This is a genomic window from Rhodanobacter sp. KK11 (assembly GCF_033345435.1).
GTDB lineage: Bacteria > Pseudomonadota > Gammaproteobacteria > Xanthomonadales > Rhodanobacteraceae > Rhodanobacter.
The window spans coordinates 647,237-664,868 of sequence record NZ_JAWPMI010000001.1 but is presented as its reverse complement, the minus strand read 5'-3'; the positions used below and the strand labels follow the sequence as shown (position 1 = coordinate 664,868).

Below are 17,632 nucleotides of genomic sequence, written 5' to 3'. Positions count from 1 at the left end.
CGCGCGAATGAACGCCGGCCATGTCAGCGGCCGCCGAACACCTTCTTCAACAGGTCGGTGGTGCGCGCGGCGGGGTTCTGGCGGATCGACTGCTCCTGCTCGGCGATGGTGGCGAACAGGCCGTCCAGCGTCTTCGCGGTCACGTAGTCGTCGAGGTCCAGCGGGCTGCCGCCCTTGCTCGACTTGCCCGACTTACCGCCGAGCGCATCCAGCGCACTGCCCAGTTCACCGCCCATGCCGCCGGCGGTGAACGCCTTGTACTTCTGGGTGACGCCCACGCTGTCGGTGGCCTTGGCCACGATCGGACGGATGCGCGCGGTCAGCGCATCGCCGGCCACGCGGCGGAAGAAATCGGTGGCCGCGTGGTCGCCGCCGGTGAGGATGCCGCGCGCGTCATCGAGCGTCATCTGGCGGATCGCGTCGCCGAAGATGCCGGCCACCTGCGGCACCGCCTTCTCCGCGGCGCGGTTCATGCTCAGCTCGAACGCGTCGACCTTGGCGCCCTGCCCCAGCTGGCGCGCCAGCTTGCCGGCCTGCTCGAGCTTGCCCGGCAGCGGGATGCGCACCTTGCTGTTGTTCCAGAAGCCGCCGTCGCGGCCCAGGCTGTTGATCGCGTTGGTGGTGCTCTTGGCCAGCGCCTCCTTCAGCCCGGCGGCGATGTCGCTGGTCGGCAGGTTGCTGCCCGGTTGTGACGGATTCGATGCGTGCGTCGACTGCTTGACCTTGTTCAGCAGGTCCTTGAACTGGCCCGAGCCGACAGCCGCAACCGGCAGGGCGGCGACAGCGAGAACGATGCCCGGCAAGGCGCGGCGGATCGCAATGCGCATGACGAATTCCTTGTGGTCGGCGGGCGGCCAGTGTAGCGCCGCCGCCTCGTCACGGCGTGACGACGCCGGCCGCGCTATTCGACCAATGGCTAATGCCGCCCGACCGATTTTGGGATTGACCGCCGCCGCCGGCGGGATGACTCTTGCGGCATCGTCGAGGAGGGTCCGCCCATGCAAGCCGCCGTCATGCCCCAACCCAGCCCGGCCAGCAAGATATTGTGGGTCGCCATCGCCATCGTCGGCGCGTTTTGCCTGGGCGTGGTCGCCCTGCGCCGCGGCGAGCCGATCAACGCGATCTGGCTGGTCGCCGCTGCGATCGCGATCTTCGTGATCGGCTACCGCTTCTACGGCAAGTTCGTCGAACACTCCGTGCTGAAACTGGATCCCACCCGCGCGCCGCCCTCGGTGCTGCGCAACGACGGCCTCGACTACGTGCCGACCGACAAGTGGGTGGTGTTCGGCCACCACTTCGCCGCGATCGCTGGCGCCGGCCCGCTGGTGGGCCCGGTGCTGGCCGCGCAGATGGGCTACCTGCCCGGCACGCTGTGGATCCTGTTCGGCGTGGTGTTCGCCGGCGCGGTGCAGGACTTCATGATCCTCGGCCTCTCGCTGCGCCGCGACGCCCGTTCGCTCGGCCACATGCTGCGCGAGGAGCTGGGCCCGCTGCCCGGCATCGTGGCGATGATCGGCGTGCTGGTGCTGATGATGATCGTGCTGGCCGTGCTGGCGCTGGTGGTGGTCAAGGCGCTCACGCACAGTCCGTGGGGCACCTTCACCGTGGCCGCCACCATCCCGATCGCGCTGCTGATGGGCGGCTACATGCGCTGGTTCCGGCCGGGGCGGATCCTGGAGGTGTCGCTGATCGGCCTGGTGCTGCTGCTGGCCTCGATCTGGGCCGGCAAGCACGTGGCCGACTCCGCCACGCTGGCGCCGCTGTTCGACTTCGACGCCAAGGCGCTGGCCTGGCTGCTGATCGCCTATGGCTCCTGCGCCTCGGTGCTGCCGGTGTGGCTGCTGCTGGCACCGCGCGATTACCTCAGCACCTTCCTCAAGATCGGCACCATCGCGCTGCTGGCGCTGGCGATCTTCCTGGCCGCGCCGATGCTGCAGCTGCCGGCGGTGACCAAGTTCATCGACGGCACCGGCCCGGTGTTCGCCGGCAACCTGTTCCCGTTCCTGTTCATCACCATCGCCTGCGGTGCGGTATCGGGCTGGCATTCGATCATCGCCTCCGGCACCACGCCCAAACTGCTGGCCAACGAGGGCCAGGCGCGCATGGTCGGCTACGGCGGCATGCTGATGGAGGCGTTCGTGGCGATCATGGCGCTGGTCGCCGCGGCCTCGCTGCACCCGGGCGTGTACTTCGCGATGAACTCGCCGGGCGCGATCGTCGGCACCACCGTGCAGGAAGCGGCCACCGCGATCAGCCAGTGGGGCTTCGTGGTGACCCCGGACGAACTGCTGCAGACCGCGAAGGACATCGGCGAAAGCAGCATCCTCGGCCGTGCCGGCGGCGCGCCGACGCTGGCGGTGGGCATGGCCCAGCTGCTGCACAACATCATCCCCGGCGAAGGCATGGTGGCGTTCTGGTACCACTACGCGATCCTGTTCGAGGCGCTGTTCATCCTTACCACCGTGGACGCCGGCACCCGCGTGGGCCGCTTCATGATCCAGGAGATCGCCGGCCTGATCCACAAGCCGCTGCAGGAAACCGAATCGTGGACCGGCAATCTGCTGGCCACTGCAGTCTGCGTGGCGCTGTGGGGCTACTTCCTGTACCAGGGTGCGGTCGACCCGCTGGGCGGCATCAACACCCTGTGGCCGCTGTTCGGCATCGCCAACCAGATGCTGGCCGCGATCGCGCTGATGCTGGCCACCGTGGTGGTGGTGAAGCTCAAGCGCGAGCGCTACGTGTGGGTGCCGGGCATTCCTGCGCTGTGGCTGATCGTCTGCACGCTCACCGCCGGCTACGAGAAGCTGGTCGGCCCGATCAGCTTCACCGCCGCCGCCAACAAGTACGCGGCTGCGATGCAGCAGGGCCAGCTGCTGGCGCCGGCCAAGTCGGCGGCGGAGATGCAGCGGATCGTCACCAACAACTACGTGGACATGGTGATGACCGGCCTGTTCATGGCGCTGGTGGTGGCGATGGTGATCTTCTGCCTGCGCGTGCTGGTCAAGGCCTGGCAGACCAACCATCCGACCGCGCACGAGGAACCGTACGTGGCGCTGAGCAGCGTAGCCGGCTGAGGGCAACGCCATGAACGCGAGCTTCCAATCGGTGCGCAAGTGGGCGGTGCAAACCGCCCGCCTGTGCTGCGGCGTGCCCGACTACGACGTCTACGTGAAGCACCTGCGCGAGCACCACCCCGAGCGTCAGGTGCCCAGCTACGCGGAGTTCTTCCGCGAACGCCAGGAAGCGCGCTACAAGGGCGGCGGCGGGCGCTGCTGCTGAAAGACCGCCGCGACGTTGCACGAACCTGCCGGCAGGCCATGCTCTCGACGGCCACCGATCCCCGTCAAGGAGCATCGCCCGCCGGCAGGTTCCTGCGCCCGCGCGCTTGCGGCGACCGTGCCGGTGCGCACTGGTCAACCGCGCGCAAGTGAGGACAATGGACGGCTTGCCCGTCCCTGTCCCGTCATGCCCGAGAACACGAACCCCCCACTTTCCCCGCACGAGGCTGGTCCGGTGCCGCATCACCCCGGCCTGCGCGTCATCGCGGTCTACGAGATCATCAAGACTGCCTGCCTGGTGCTGGTGGCGATGGCGGCGTTCCATCTCGATCGCCAGCAGAGCTTCGAGCAGCTGGTGCACTGGCTGGAACACCTTTCGCTGAGCGACAGCAATGGCCTGCGCTGGAAGCTGGTCGGCCTGCTGCAGGATTTCGGGCCCAGCCGCTTCGTGGCGGTCGGCGCCGTCGCGCTCGGCTACGCCGTGCTGTTCGGCATCGAAGGCGTCGGCCTGTGGCTGGGCAAGTACTGGGCCGAATGGTTCACCGTGATCGCCACCGGCTCGCTGGTCCCACTGGAGTTGTACGAGACGCTGCACCGCTTTGGCTGGCTCAAGCTGGCCACGCTGACCGGCAACGCCGCAATCGTGGTGTATCTGGTGCGCATCGCCCTGCAGACGCGGACCATGCGGCAAGCGCTGAGGCATCACACCCCGTGATGCACGACCTCGGCGGATAGCGTTGCCCGCCGCGGCATCAGCTCGACCAGATACATCGCGGCCAGGATCAGACCGCCGCCGAGTACCATGCGCCAACTCAGTACGTCGCTGCCGAGCAGCACCGCGAATGCGGCGGCGAACACCGGCTCGGTGGTCATCACGATCGCCGCGCGGGCAGCCGGCAGGTGCGACTGCGCCCAGGTCTGCATCAGCATAGCGCCGGCGCCGGCGATCAGCGCCATGTACAGCACGGCGAACCAGGCGCTGCGGTCGGGCGGCAGCACCGGCCCGTGCGGCGCGGTGGCAAGCAGGCAGACCGCGGCGATCGCCACCATCTGCACCGCCGACAGGCCGAACGCCTCGCCTTGCCGCGACCACTGGCCGAGCAGCACGATGTGCAACGCATACAGCGCGGCCGAGGCCAGGGTCAGCCACACGCCCAGGTCGACCGAGACGCCGTTGAGCGAGAGCAGCGCCAGCCCGGCGGTGGACAGCGCCACCGCCAGCCACACCACGCCGGCCATGTGCTGACCGAGCAGCAGCAGCGCCAGGATCGGCGTGAACACCACATACATGCCTGTGGCGAAGCCGCTGACGCTGGGCGCGATCAAGGACAGCCCCCAGGTCTGCAGCAACTGGCCGGTGCCGTAGATCACGCCGAGCACCAAGCCATGCAGCACCTGCTGGCGGCCGAGCCGCCACACCGGCCGCGCGAACAGCACCAGCATCGCCACGGCGGCGATCATGAAGCGCACGGCCAGGAAATCCGCCACCGGCATGCGCCCGACCACGTCCTTGATCAGCACGAAGGTGGAGCCCCATACGGCGGTCATCGCCAACAGACCGAGGGTGGCGAGGGTGGTGACGGTGCGGGAATTCATCAAAGAAGAGCGGAGCGCGAGAAAAGGCCAGTGTGCCGCAACCCCGACGGCGGGTACATGCGTGAATCGTGGTCAACGAAGTACGGGACGAGACGCACCCGCCCCTCGCCGATCACCCGGTGTCCGCTTTTTTCACCCGCAACAACCGCCACAACTGGCCCGGAATCTGCAGCAGGAAATGCCCCCAGATGCCCAGCCACACCACGCCGGCGGTCAGCGGATTGCGCGCGGCCGGATCGTGCTTGCGGAACCAGCGCCACATGCCGCGGTGCTTGTGGCGGCTGACGAACACCGGGCGGTGCCGGCTGGAACTGCCCTTGCCGTGCTGCACGCGCACGTCGCCGGCCAGCAGCACCTGGTAGCCGAGATTGCGCACGCGGCGGCACAGGTCCAGGTCTTCGCAATGCAGGAAGTAGTCTTCGTCGAAACCGCCCAGGCGCTGGAACATCGCGCGCGGCATCAGCATCACCGCGCCCGACACCGCCTCGGCCTCGACCACTTCGGCCGGGATCTCCCGCTCGATGTTGATCTTCTCGCCGGGGCGGTCGAACAGGCTGTTGAGCGAACGCCGCAGCAGCGGGTCGCGGCGCCACGACGCGGGGTCAGGGCGGCCGTCGGCATCGCACACCACCGCGCCGATCAGGCCGGCCTCGGGCTGCTCGGAGAGCAGGTCCAGCAGGCGCTGCAGATCGTCCTGTCGCAACAGGCAGTCGGGGTTGAGGATCAGCAATGCCTGGCCCTGCGCCTGCTTCGCGGCGAGATTCGCCGCCGGGCCGAAGCCGAGGTTGCGGTAGTTGTAGATCACCTTGAGCCGCGTGTCGTGCGCATGCGCACGTTCGATCGCCTCGGGAATGCCGTCGTGCGAATCGTTGTCGACCAGGATCAGTTCCAGCGGCAGCGTGCTGGCCAGCACGCTGCGCACGCACTCGCGCAGCGTCGGGCCACTGTCGGCAGACACCACGACCACGCTGAGTGCGAGCGTGAACGGCGAGCGGTGGGAAGCAGGTATATCCACGCGGCAAGTATGCGCGGAGACGCGCGAGGGGAGAACTGTCCGCGACATCATGACCCGGAATTCATGGCTCGCCGCGGCTTCACGTTCCTTCCACCTCGTCCTCGCCGAGCACCGCCGACAACGCCAGCGGCATGTCGTCGTCGCGGCGGGCCAGCCACGGCTCCCCGCGATACCAGCCGCCCAGTTGCCAGCCGCGCAGGCGATGTTGCCGCTGGCGCTGGCGGTCCCACAGCAGCACGCCGCGGTCGCCGCCGAGGCGAGCGGCGAACCAGCGTCCGCAGGGGCTGAAGGCAGCCTGCGCGTCGACGCCATCGATGCGCGGGCCCGCTTCGAAGGAGTACCCGCCACCGTGGTAGACCACGCGACCGTCAAGCGGGTCGGCCAGTTCGCCTGCGACGATCCATGCCGGCGGTTGCAGTTCGATGATTTCCGCCGCCGGACCGATCGGCGCCATCGCCAGCTCGGGCCACTCGGCGGACGGCACCGCCGGTGCGCGGCGCAGCTCGCGGTCGAGCCACGCGTCCAGGCCGGCCAGCAGCGTGTAGCCGGCCAGCGCGCCCAGCAGGGCCGCGCCCCAGGCAAGCACGTCGCCGCCCAGTGCCCGTTGCAGCGCGAACAGCACCCCGGGCAGGCCCCAGCGCAAGGCGCGCCGGATCAAGGCAGCCTGTTCCCCGGCAAGCCGGTACTGCAGCAGGGTCACCGCGGCCGCCAGCGACAGCAGCAACGGCAGGCCCAGCCACCACGGCAGCAGCGCCAGCAGGATCGGCCAGGCCGCCAGCGACAGCACGGCGCGCCATGCCGGCCGGCGCCAGGCCATCTTCAGTGCCTCGCGGCGCGGCGGGCGATCAGCCGCACCACACGCGGGCATTGCGGAACATGCGCATCCATGGCGAATCCTCGCCCCACGATTCCGGATGCCAGCTCAGCTGCACGCTGCGGAACACGCGCTCGGGGTGCGGCATCATGATCGTCACGCGGCCGTCGGCGGCGGTGAAGCCAGCCAGGCCACCGGGCGAGCCGTTGGTGTTGAGCGGGAAGCTCTCGGTCGGCTTGCCGCGGTTGTCGACGAAGCGCACCGCACCGTTCGACTTCGACGGACTGCAGGCGTGCGGGAAACTTACCCGGCCTTCGCCGTGCGCCACCGCCACCGGAATCCGCGAGCCGGCCATGCCCTTGAAGAAGATGCTCGACGTGTCGAGGATCTCCAGCGTGGCCAGGCGCGCCTCGTACTGTTCGGACGCGTTGCGCAGGAACTTCGGCCAGTGCTGCGCGCCGGGAATGATCTCCTTCAGCTGCGCCAGCATCTGGCAGCCGTTGCACACGCCCAGTGCGAACTTCGTCGGATCGGCGAAGAACGCGGCAAACTGCGCGCGCAGCATGTCGTTGTACAGGATCGAGGTGGCCCAGCCGCGGCCGGCACCGAGCACGTCGCCGTAGGAGAAGCCGCCGCAGGCCGCAAAGCCGCGGAAGTCCGCCAGCCTGATCCGGCCGCTGGCCAGATCGGACATGTGCACGTCGACCGCGTCGAAACCGGCGCGGGTGAACGCGGCGGACATCTCGACCTGGCCGTTGACACCCTGCTCGCGCAAAATCGCGATGCGCGGGCGCTCGCCCTTGCCGAGGAACGGTGCGGCAACGTCCTGCGCCGGATCGAAGGTGAGCTTCGGGCTGATGCCCGGATCGGCGTCGTCGAGCCGCCACTCCGACTCCGCGTCGGCGGTGAGCGGGTTGTCGCGCAGGCGCTGCATCGCGTGGCTGGTCTCGTTCCACGCCTTGAACAGCGTGCTCCAGTGCCACTTGAACAAGGTCTCGTCGCCGAGGAACAGCTTGATCCCCAGCTTCTCCTTCGGGCGGCCGATGCGGTGGCTGATGCCGGCCAGCTCGTACTTGATCAACAGCGCTTCGAACGCCTCGCGGTTGGCTTCGGCCACCTGCACCACCGCGCCGAGTTCCTCGTTGAACAGCGCGCGCAAGGTCGCCTCGGCCCAGCCGTCCAGATGGATTTCCAGGCCGCAGTGGCCGGCGAACGCCATCTCCAGCAAGGTGGTGATGACGCCGCCGTCGGAGCGGTCGTGATAGGCCAGCAGCAGGCCGCCCGCGTTCGCTTCCTGGATCAGCTGGAACATCGCCTTCAGCCGCTTCGCGTCGTCCAGGTTCGGCGGCACGCCACCGGAACGGTTGAACACCTGGGTCAGCGCGGAACAGCCGAGGCGGTCGCGTCCGGCGCCCAGGTCGATCAGCCACAACGCGGAGTCGCCCCGATCGAGCTTGAGCTGCGGCGTGAGCGTGCGGCGCACGTCGGCCACCCGGGCGAAACCGGTAACCACCAGCGACACCGGCGATACCGTGCGCTGCGCGGTGCCGCCGTCCTGCCACACGGTCTGCATCGACAGCGAGTCCTTGCCGACCGGGATCGAGATCTCCAGTTCGGGGCACAGCTCCATGCCGATCGCCTTGACCGCATCGAACAGCGCGGCGTCCTCGCCAGGATGATTCACCGCGGCCATCCAGTTCGCCGACAGGCGGATCTCGCCCAGGGACCCGATCGGCGCCGCGGCCAGGTTGGTGATCGCCTCGCCGACCGTCAGCCGCGCCGCGTCGGCACTGGAGAGCAGGGCCACCGGCGCACGTTCGGCCATCGCCATCGCCTCGCCGGCGTAGCCGTCGAAGTCGGCGAGGGTCACCGCGCAATCGGCCACCGGCACCTGCCACGGGCCGACCATCGGGTCGCGCGCGTTCAGGCCGCCGACGGTGCGGTCGCCGATGGTGATCAGGAAACTCTTGCTGCCCACGGTGGGCAGACGCAACACGCGCAGCAGCGCCTCGTCCATGCCGATGCCGGTGAGGTCAGGCACCAGGTTGACGCGCGGCTTGCCGCGCTGCGCGTCGCGATGCATCCGCGGCGGCTTGCCGAACAGCACGTCCATCGGCAGGTCGATCACGGTCAACTCGCGGCGCGGGTCAGTCAGCAGCAGCCGGCGCTCCGCCGTGGCGTCGCCGACCACCGCGTACGGGCAGCGTTCGCGGACGCACATCGCCTCGAACTCGACCAGGTTTTCCGGCGCGATCGCCAGCACGTAGCGCTCCTGCGATTCGTTGCTCCACACCTGCATCGGCGACAGCGAGGGATCGTCGCAGGGAATCTTCGACAGGTCGATCACGCCGCCGACGCCGGCGTCGTTGAGCAGTTCGGGAATCGCGTTGGACAGGCCGCCGGCGCCGACGTCGTGCACGCTGACGATCGGGTTGTGCTCGCCGCGCGCCCAGCAGGCGTCGATCACTTCCTGGCAGCGCCGCTCCATCTCGGCGTTGTCGCGCTGCACCGAGGCGAAATCCAGTTCCGCGCTCGACGCACCGCCGGCGACCGACGAGGCCGCGCCGCCGCCCAGCCCGATCAGCATCGCCGGGCCGCCCAGCACGATCACCTTGTGGCCCGGCTGCACCGCATGCTTCAGCACGTGGCCGGGGCGCAGGTTGGCCAGCCCGCCGGCGAGCATGATCGGCTTGTCGTAGCCGCGGCGCAGGCCGGGTTCGGCGGTCTCGTGCTCGTAGCTGCGGAAATAGCCGCCCAGGCAGGCGCGGCCGAATTCGTTGTTGAACGCGGCGGCGCCGAGCGGGCCGTCGCGCATGATCTCGAACGCGCTGGCCATGCGCGGCGGCAGCGGGCGATCCACTTCCCACGGCCGCGGCAGGCCGGGAATGCGCAGGTCGGACACCGAGAAACCGGTGAGTCCGGCCTTCGGCTTGCCGCCGCGGCCGGTCGCGCCCTCATCGCGGATCTCGCCGCCGGCGCCGGTGGCGGCGCCCGGCCACGGCGCGATCGCGGTGGGATGGTTGTGCGTCTCCACCTTGATCGCGTAGTCGATGCGTTCCTCGTGGCCGCGCCACACGCCGTCGGCCGGGTCGGCGAAGAAGCGCTTGCCTGCGCTGCCTTCGATCACGGCCGCGTTGTCCGAGTACGCGGACAAGGTATGCGCGGGCGACTGCTGGTGAGTGTGCTTGATCATGCCGAACAGGCTCTTGTCCTGCTCCGCGCCGTCGACCGTCCAACTGGCGTTGAACACCTTGTGCCGGCAATGCTCGGAATTCGCCTGGGCGAACATGAAAAGCTCGGCATCGGTGGGATCGCGGCCGAGTTCGGCGTAGCGATCGGCCAGGTAGTCGATCTCGTCGTCGGCCAGCGCCAGGCCCAGCCGTACGTTTGCCGCGGCCAGCGCGGCCTGCGGCTCGGCGCCGAGCGCCACGTGCACCAGGTCGCCGGGCGAGCCGGCCAGGAACAGGCCTTGCGCATCCTCGATCCGCTGCAGCACCGACTGCGTCATCGCATCGTGCAGCACCGCCATGATCGCGGCATGGTCCGGCGCCTCGGCCGGCGGCAGGCCGGCCACCTGCCAGGCCAGCCCGCGCTCGACTCGGCGTACGTCGAAACCGGCGCCATGCAGGATGTCGGTGGCCTTGCTCGACCACGGCGAGATCGTGCCCAGCCGCGGCACCACCCACAATGTGGCCGGCTCCGGTGCGGCGTCCTTCGCCTCCAGCACGGCCAGCAGGCGCTGGCGCAGCTCGCCCGCGGGCTCCACCGCGGCGTCGATGAAGTAGACGAACCACGTGGCCTGCACCCGCACACCCCGGTGCAGCGCGTCGAGGCGGGCGTTGAGGCGTTCGAGTCGGAACGGCGAAAGGGCGCTCTGCCCGTCGAGGACGATCATGCGGGGAACGGGACCGTGGCGAGAGAAACGCCCATTCTACCCTATGCTGCAATACGGCATGGCTTCCCGTACGCTCGACTGCGGCCGCGGCTTTTACCCCTCCCGCTGCTTGCAGGGGGAGGCCGGGAGGGGGTAAGGCCTTTGACTTTTCGCTGTGGCAAGACCGAAGAGCACCCCACCCCAGCCCTCCCCTGCCTTGCAGGGGAGGGAGCAAGACGCGCAGCTTCGAGACCGGTCCCTCCCCCTGCGCAGCAGGGGGAGGTCAGGAGGGGGTGCGCTTATGATCTTGGCTTGACCGAAGAGCGACCCCACCCCAGCCCTCCCCTGCTACACAGGGGAGGGAGGCAGCAGGCCTCAGCCGCCCTGCTTCAGCGCTTGCAACAGCTGCTCCGGCGTGACGTAGCCGCCCAGCACGCGCCCATCCGGGCCGTAGATCGCCGGGGTGCCGTTGACGCCGAGCTTCACGCCCAGCTCGAACTGGTCCTTGACCGGGTTGGCGCAGGTCGCCGGCGCCGGGGCACGGCCTTCCTTCGCCGCGGTGAACGCGGCCTTGCGATCCTTCGCGCACCACACCGAGACCATCTCGGTATAGGTCGGCGTGGGCCGCCCGGCGGTGGTCACCAGCCCTTCGCGCGGCCACGCCAGGTATTCCACCGCGATGCCTTCCTTGTTGAACGCGGCGATGTGCTCGTGCAGCGCGCGGCAGAAGCCGCAGTTGACGTCGGTGAACACGCTGATCGTGTACTTCGGGTTCGGCGGCGCGAACACGATGCGCTCGGACGCCGGCACCTTGGCCAGTTCGGCCTTGCGGAAGCGCGCCCAGGCGGCGTCGCCGAGGTTGCGCTTGCTCTGCAGGTCGAGCAGGTCGCCGTGCATCACGTAGCGGCCGTCGCTGCTGACGTACAGCATCTGGCCCGCCGCGATCACCTGGTAAAACCCCGGCATCGGCGCCGGCTCGATCGAATCGACCTGCACGTTCGCCGCCAGGCTCCTGATCGCCTGCCGCACCACCTGCTGCGCCGCCGGCGTCACCGCCGCCGGGCTGGCTGCCGGCGCGACATCGTTTTCGGCCGCACAGGCGGCCAGGGGGAGTCCGCCGATGCACAGCGCCAGCAACAGTTTCTTCAGCATCACCATCAACCTCATTCGATCCGGGCCACGCGGGGGAGCGGCGGCAGCAGCGCATTCTCGCACAGGCAGCTGAACGCCCCTCACCCCCGCGGGTGATGCTGCGCATGCAGCCGCTTCAGCCCTTCCTTCGCCACCAGCGTGTAGATCTGCGTGGTGCTGAGCGAGCTGTGGCCGAGCAGCATCTGCAGCGCGCGCAGGTCGGCGCCGTGGTTGAGCAGGTGGGTGGCGAAGGAGTGGCGCAGCACGTGCGGCGAGATGCGTTTCGGGTTGATGCCGACCTTCAGCGCGTAGCGCTTCACCAGGGTCCAGAACATCTGCCGGGTCATGCCTTCGCCGCGCTTGCTCAGGAACAGCGCCGCCGGCTGGCGGCCCTTCGCCAGCGCCGGCCGCGCGTCGGCCAGGTAGGCGCCGATGCGCGCCAGCGCTTCCTCGCCGACCGGCACCAACCGGTCCTTGCCGCCCTTGCCGGTGACGCGCAGCACGCCCTGGCGCGGGTTCAGCGCAGCCAGCGGCAGCTCCACCAGCTCGGACACGCGCAGGCCGGAGGCGTACATCAGCTCCAGCATCGCGCGATCGCGCAGGCCCAGCGTGGTGGTGGTATCAGGCGCATTGAGCAGGCCCTCGATCTCGCGTTCGGCCAGCGCCTTGGGCAGGCTGCGCGGCAGCTTCGGGCGTTCGATCAGCAGGGTCGGGTCGGCAAAACCGGGCTCGTTGCGGGCAAGGAACGCGTAGTAGCGGCGGAACGCCGACTGCCGCCGCGCGATCGAGCGCACCGCTGCCGGCCGCGCGCCGTGGTAGGCGGAAATATCCTCGCGCCGCGCCGTGCGCAGCTCGCGGCCGCGCGCGGCGAGCCAGAGCGCCAGCGCTTCGAGGTCGCGCCGATACGCCTCCAGCGTGCGGTCGGCCAAGCCGTCCTCCGACCACACCCGCTCCACGAACATGCTTATGCTCAGCCGGTCGGCTTCGGCGATACTGGCGCGGCTTTCTTCCTTCTTCATGCGTCCGCATGCTGGGCATTGCGCGCGCACTACGCAAGCGATCGACCCCATGCCGCCAAGTCTCGCCGCCACCGACATTCCCTGCCCGCCGTGGCGCCGCCTGCTGGCGCTGGTCTACGACCTCCTGATCGTGCTGGCGATCGTGATGGTGGTGGGCCTGCTGTGCCAGCTGGTTACCGGCGGCCAGCTGATCCGCACCGGTGCGGCGGTGGTCGTGCCGGCCTGGTACCAGGCGCTGCAGGGCGCGGTGGTGGCGGCGTACTTCATCGGCTCGTGGCGACGCGGCGGGCAGACGCTGGGCATGCGGCCGTGGCGCATCCAGGTCACCCGCGACGACGGCGGCGCACCGACGCTGCAGCAGGCGTTGATTCGTGTGCTGGTGGCGGCCGCGCCGCTGGTGTTGCTGCTGCTGGAACCGGTGATCGGATTGCGTGCGACGCTGTGGACGCTGCTGGCGGTGTGGGCCGGCTGGTTCGCCGTGGCCTTGTTCGATCCGCGCCGGCGCGCGCTGCACGACATCGCCGCCGGCACCGAGATCCGTCGGCTGGACTGAACTTCACGCTTCGCTCAGCGCCCGCGCGATTCAATCCGCCGATGCCCGCGCCGCGCCCCGCCGAAAGCCACAGCCACACCGCACTGATCCGTACCAACCGCGGCTTCTACGAAATGCTGTGGGCCGAGGCGAAGCTGATCGGGCCGGAGCGCTTCAACACCTGGCCGCTGCTGCGCGAGCTGGCCGACGCTGCGCCGCGGCGGCTGGAGGTGGCGCCGGGCCTGCGCCCGCGCCTGCCGCTGCACGGCACCTGCTTCGTCGACCTCAGCCATGCCGCACTGCGCCGGCTGCGCGCCGCCGGCGCCCACGCGGTGCACGGGATGATCGACGCGCTGCCCTGCCACGAGGCCAGCTTCGATCTGGTCTGCGCGCTCGACATCCTCGAACACGTCGCCGACGACGCCGGCGCGCTGACCGAACTGGCGCGCGTGGCCGCACCCGGCGCCAGTGTGCTGCTGTCGGTGCCACTGCACCCAGCGGCGTGGACGGCGTTCGACGACTTCGTCGGCCACTGCCGTCGCTACGAGCCGGAACGGATCGTGGCGCTGCTCGGGCGGCACGGCTTCACCATCGAATACAGCGCGGTGTACGGCATGCAGCCGAAGTCCCCGCGCCTGCTCGACCTCGGCCGGTGGTACCTCAGCCACCGGCGAGAGCGCGCGATGTGGTGGTACAACCGGGTGCTCATGCCGCTAGGCCTGCACTTCCAGAAGCCGCTGCACTGGCGCAGCGGACTCGTCGACACCGGCGGCGTCGACGAGCTGCTGCTGCGCTGCCGCTACCACCCGGACCCTGCGCCAACCTGCTGATTGGATTGGAAGTCACGTCTGCGGCGTCGCAACACACGCAGGGGAAACGGCGCTAAGATGATTGTTTTAGCCTGCAGTCGACCCACTCCGATGCTCTACCAGATCCACGAATGGCAACGTGCGTTCCTCGGCCCACTGAGCCATTTCGCCCAGGCCGGCGCGCACATGCTCAACGACACGGGCAGCCCGTTCGCGCAGCTGCCCATCGTGCAGCGGATGGCCGCCGGCTACGAGCTGTTCCATCGCCTGGGCAAGGATTACGAGAAGCCCGAGTTCGGCATCCACACCGCCACCGCGCACGAGCACGAGATCGCGGTGATCGAACGCGTCGCGCTGGACAAGCCGTTCTGCCGGCTGAAGCGCTTCAAGCGCTTCAGCGACGACCCGGCCACCATCGAGAAGATGAAGAACGATCCGATCGTGCTGGTGGTGGCACCGCTGTCCGGCCATCACGCCACGCTGCTGCGCGATACCGTGCGCACGCTGCTGCGCGACCACAAGGTCTACATCACCGACTGGGTCGACGCGCGCATGGTGCCGGCCGCGGCCGGCCCGTTCGGGCTGGACGACTATGTCGCCTACGTCGAGGACTTCATCCGCCACATCGGCGCGTCCACGCTGCACGTGATCTCGGTCTGCCAGCCGACCGTGCCGGTGCTGGCGGCGGTGTCGCTGATGGCCGCGCGCGGCGAGGAAACGCCGCGCAGCCTGACCATGATGGGCGGCCCGATCGACCCGCGGCGCAGCCCCACCAGCGTCGACAACCTGGCCACCCACCAGCCGCTGTCGTGGTTCAGGGGCAACGTGATCCACACCGTGCCGCCGAACTACCCCGGCCGCGGCCGCGAGGTCTATCCGGGCTTCCTGCAGCACGCCGGCTTCATCGCGATGAACCCCGGCCGCCACCTCGGCTCGCACTGGGATTTCTACCAGGACCTGCTGCGCGGCGACCTCGACGACGCCGAGGCGCACCGCAAGTTCTACGACGAATACAACGCGGTGCTCGACATGCCGGCCGAGTTCTACCTCGACACGATCGACAAGGTGTTCCAGCAATTCCTGCTGCCGCGCGGGCTGTGGGACGTGGCCGGCGAACGGGTCGATCCCGCTGCGATCACGCGCAGCGCCCTGCTCACCATCGAGGGCGAACTGGACGACATCTCCGGCCTGGGCCAGACCGAGGCCGCGCACGACCTGTGCAGCAGCATCCCGGCCAGGCGCCGCGCGCACAAGGTGATCGAGGGCGCCGGCCACTACGGCATCTTCAGCGGCCGCCGCTGGCGCGAGACGGTCTACCCGCAGGTGCGCGACTTCATCCGCAAGTTCGACCAGGCCGGCAAGTAGCCGCCCGCCCTACTCCCGTCCGCAGGCGGTCCCGGCGCAACTCAGCGTGTTGAAGTCGTACAGGGTCGAGTGGCCCATTGGGCCAGTGGGGCGCGGCACACCCTTGGGCACGAAGAAGGTGGCCGAGTTCGCGCCGTACAGGCCGGCCGGCAAGGTGTAGGCCTTCAGCACCACGTAGGCGCGGAACATCGAGGGCATCCGCGGCGGCGGCGTGCCGCCAGCGATGGGTGGAGCGTCCCCCCGCGCAGCGGGCCGGGCCTGCCTGGCCGCGACCCACGCCGCGCCGTCGGACGCATCCGCCTCGCGCAGGAAACCGTCGCGCACCGCCTGCTCCAGGCCGGCCGGACCCGCCAGTTGCGAGTTCGGCAGGCGGAAGGCCGACGGTGCCTTGGCGGCGCCGTCGGTGACCAGTGCGGTACCGGTGGCCAGCGGCATGCCGATGGCCACCTTGCCGTCGCGGGCGGGGTAGAGCATGTCGACCGGGCGCCCGAACACCCGCCGCGCGATCGGATTGAGCGTGCCGGCCTTTTCCGGCGTGACGTAGAAATAACCGCAGCCGCCGCGGTTCTCGTATGTGCTCACCTGCACCGGCACGCTGGCCGGCAAGCCGGTGACCACCTGGTGGTGATAGCCGCCGACCAGCACCGCCAGGATGCGCGTGCCCGGCGCCCAGCCGATGTTCCACACCGTGGGCTCGTAGTTACCCAGCATCAGCACCACCGGCACGTCCGGCTGGTTGACCGCCACGTCCATCCGGGTCGCTTCGTGTCCGCTCTGGTCGATCTGGAAATCCTGCCGGCTGCCACCGTAGGCACCGGCCGCATAGACCCTGGCCGAAGGCGGCAGCTGCAGCCCGTCGAATCCGCAGGCCATCGTTGCCGATGCCGCTTCGGCGGCAAACGCAAACGGCTTGGTCGGCGCCGATCCCGGCGTGGCCGGCGCTGGAGCCGGAGCCGGTTCGATCGGCGCGGGCATGACCGGCACCCCGGTGGACACGGCGGTGACCGGAGCATCCGACTGCGCAGGCGGCGGCGCCGGCTCGCAGCCGGCCAGGGCAAGACAGGCCAGCGTCGGCAGCCAGGGAGAAATTTTCGTCATCACGGAAGTCCTTGTGGTGGGTTGTCCATGCCGGCCATGCGGGCGATGGCCCGTGCCGACGCTCAGTGCCTGCGGAAAAACGCGGCGAAAGCGGCCGCCGTGCGCTCGATGCCGGCGTCGTCGACGTCCAGGTGCGTCACCAGGCGCAGCGTGGGCAGGTAGCCGATGCTGATGCGGATGCCGGCCTCGCGCAGATGGACGTCCAATTCGCGCAGGCGCTCGGCCGGCACGTCGATGAACACCATGTTGGTGAACTGCCCGAGCAGGTCGACGCCGGCGATCTCGCGCAGGCGACCGGCCAGGTAGGCCGCGCGACGGTGATCGTCGGCCAGCCGCGCCACATGGTGATCCAACGCATGCATCCCCGCCGCGGCAAGGATGCCGGCCTGGCGCCAGCCGCCGCCAGCGACCTTGCGCCAGCGCCGCGCCTTGTCGATCAGCGCGTGCGAGCCCAGCAGCACCGAGCCGACCGGCGCGCCGAGCCCCTTGGACAGGCACACCGACACCGTGTCGAAATGCCGCGCGATCTCGCGCGCCGGCACGCCACCGGCGACCGCGGCGTTGAACAGGCGCGCGCCGTCCAGATGCAGGCCAAGTCCGTGCGCGCGCGCCACGTCGTGGGCAGCCTGGAGGTAGTCCAGCGGCAGCACGCGGCCGTGCCAGGTGTTCTCCAGCGCCAGCACGCGGGTGCGCGCGAAGTGCGGGTCGACCGGCTTGATCGCCGCCTCGATGCGCTCCAGCGGCAGCGTGCCGTCGGCCGCCTGCACGATCGGCTGCGGCTGGATCGAGCCGAGCACCGCGGCGCCGCCGCCTTCGAACTTGTAGGTGTGCGCGTCCGCGCCGACCAGGTATTCGTCGCCGCGCTCGCAATGGCTCATCAGCGCCAGCAGGTTGGACTGGGTGCCACTGGGCACGAACAGCCCGGCGTCGAAGCCGAGTTCGTCGGCCAGCCGCTGCTGCAACGCGTTGACCGTGGGGTCCTCGCCATAGACGTCGTCGCCGACCTCAGCCGCCAGCATCGCCTCGCGCATCGCAGCCGTGGGGCGCGTCACCGTATCGCTGCGCAGGTCAACCCATTCCACTGTCGTTCTCGCTCGCCGG

Annotated in this window: 15 protein-coding genes; 6 read left to right on the top strand and 9 right to left on the bottom strand. The window is 69.6% G+C overall.

From position 1 onward, the window contains the following. Window positions 1-23 precede the first annotated feature (23 nt). Window positions 24-827 carry a DUF4197 domain-containing protein gene (locus R5H19_RS02850; protein ID WP_318157457.1) on the bottom strand — a complete coding sequence of 268 codons (804 nt, stop codon included), beginning with the start codon at window positions 825-827 and terminating at the stop codon, window positions 24-26. 171 nt (window positions 828-998) lie between these two features. On the opposite strand from R5H19_RS02850, the gene R5H19_RS02845 reads away from it, so the two are divergent. The 3 genes from R5H19_RS02845 to R5H19_RS02835 all read left to right on the top strand — a co-directional run bounded on the left by R5H19_RS02845 (window position 999) and on the right by R5H19_RS02835 (window position 3,993). Beyond that, entirely contained in the window at window positions 999-3,074 is a 2,076-nt protein-coding gene (locus R5H19_RS02845; protein ID WP_318157456.1) for a carbon starvation CstA family protein, read from the top strand. A gap of 10 nt (window positions 3,075-3,084) precedes the next feature. Then, window positions 3,085-3,279, top strand: a complete 195-nt coding sequence (locus R5H19_RS02840) for a YbdD/YjiX family protein (protein ID WP_318157455.1) — start codon at window positions 3,085-3,087, stop codon at window positions 3,277-3,279. Window positions 3,280-3,465: 186 nt separating this feature from the next. Beyond that, window positions 3,466-3,993 carry a DUF2127 domain-containing protein gene (locus R5H19_RS02835; protein WP_318157454.1) on the top strand — a complete coding sequence of 176 codons (528 nt, stop codon included), beginning with the start codon at window positions 3,466-3,468 and terminating at the stop codon, window positions 3,991-3,993. On the opposite strand, the gene R5H19_RS02830 is transcribed toward R5H19_RS02835, so the two are convergent. From R5H19_RS02830 to xerD, 6 genes are all read right to left on the bottom strand, one after another. After that, window positions 3,981-4,874, bottom strand: a complete 894-nt coding sequence (locus tag R5H19_RS02830; protein WP_318157453.1) for a DMT family transporter — start codon at window positions 4,872-4,874, stop codon at window positions 3,981-3,983. The two genes, R5H19_RS02835 and R5H19_RS02830, sit on opposite strands and share 13 nt — an antisense overlap. A gap of 112 nt (window positions 4,875-4,986) precedes the next feature. Continuing rightward, window positions 4,987-5,883, bottom strand: coding sequence for a glycosyltransferase family 2 protein (locus R5H19_RS02825; RefSeq protein ID WP_318158141.1), 897 nt, complete (start codon window positions 5,881-5,883; stop codon window positions 4,987-4,989). Between the two features lie 85 nt (window positions 5,884-5,968). Further along, entirely contained in the window at window positions 5,969-6,706 is a 738-nt protein-coding gene (locus R5H19_RS02820) for a hypothetical protein (protein ID WP_318157452.1), read from the bottom strand. A 28-nt stretch (window positions 6,707-6,734) separates the two neighbouring features. Further along, a complete protein-coding gene (purL, locus tag R5H19_RS02815; protein ID WP_318157451.1) occupies window positions 6,735-10,598 on the bottom strand; it encodes a phosphoribosylformylglycinamidine synthase in 3,864 nt (1,287 codons plus the stop codon). Between the two features lie 354 nt (window positions 10,599-10,952). Then, on the bottom strand, window positions 10,953-11,729 hold the full coding sequence (locus R5H19_RS02810; protein WP_318157450.1) for a DsbC family protein: 777 nt from the start codon (window positions 11,727-11,729) through the stop codon (window positions 10,953-10,955). A gap of 80 nt (window positions 11,730-11,809) precedes the next feature. Continuing rightward, window positions 11,810-12,727 (bottom strand): site-specific tyrosine recombinase XerD, encoded by a 918-nt coding sequence (gene xerD, locus R5H19_RS02805; protein ID WP_318157449.1) that lies wholly within the window; start codon window positions 12,725-12,727, stop codon window positions 11,810-11,812. Window positions 12,728-12,776: 49 nt separating this feature from the next. On the opposite strand from xerD, the gene R5H19_RS02800 reads away from it, so the two are divergent. From R5H19_RS02800 to phaZ, 3 genes are all read left to right on the top strand, one after another. Next, on the top strand, window positions 12,777-13,280 hold the full coding sequence (locus R5H19_RS02800; protein WP_318157448.1) for an RDD family protein: 504 nt from the start codon (window positions 12,777-12,779) through the stop codon (window positions 13,278-13,280). Between the two features lie 41 nt (window positions 13,281-13,321). Continuing rightward, window positions 13,322-14,089, top strand: a complete 768-nt coding sequence (locus tag R5H19_RS02795) for a methyltransferase domain-containing protein (RefSeq protein WP_318157447.1) — start codon at window positions 13,322-13,324, stop codon at window positions 14,087-14,089. A 90-nt stretch (window positions 14,090-14,179) separates the two neighbouring features. Continuing rightward, window positions 14,180-15,433, top strand: coding sequence for a polyhydroxyalkanoate depolymerase (gene phaZ, locus R5H19_RS02790; protein ID WP_318157446.1), 1,254 nt, complete (start codon window positions 14,180-14,182; stop codon window positions 15,431-15,433). A gap of 9 nt (window positions 15,434-15,442) precedes the next feature. On the opposite strand, the gene R5H19_RS02785 is transcribed toward phaZ, so the two are convergent. Together R5H19_RS02785 and ltaE are read right to left on the bottom strand one after the other, a co-directional pair. Then, entirely contained in the window at window positions 15,443-16,531 is a 1,089-nt protein-coding gene (locus tag R5H19_RS02785; RefSeq protein ID WP_318157445.1) for a hypothetical protein, read from the bottom strand. 62 nt (window positions 16,532-16,593) lie between these two features. Continuing rightward, window positions 16,594-17,613: a low-specificity L-threonine aldolase gene (ltaE, locus tag R5H19_RS02780; protein WP_318157444.1), complete on the bottom strand. Its 1,020-nt coding sequence runs from the start codon at window positions 17,611-17,613 to the stop codon at window positions 16,594-16,596. Between the last annotated feature and the right edge of the window lie 19 nt (window positions 17,614-17,632).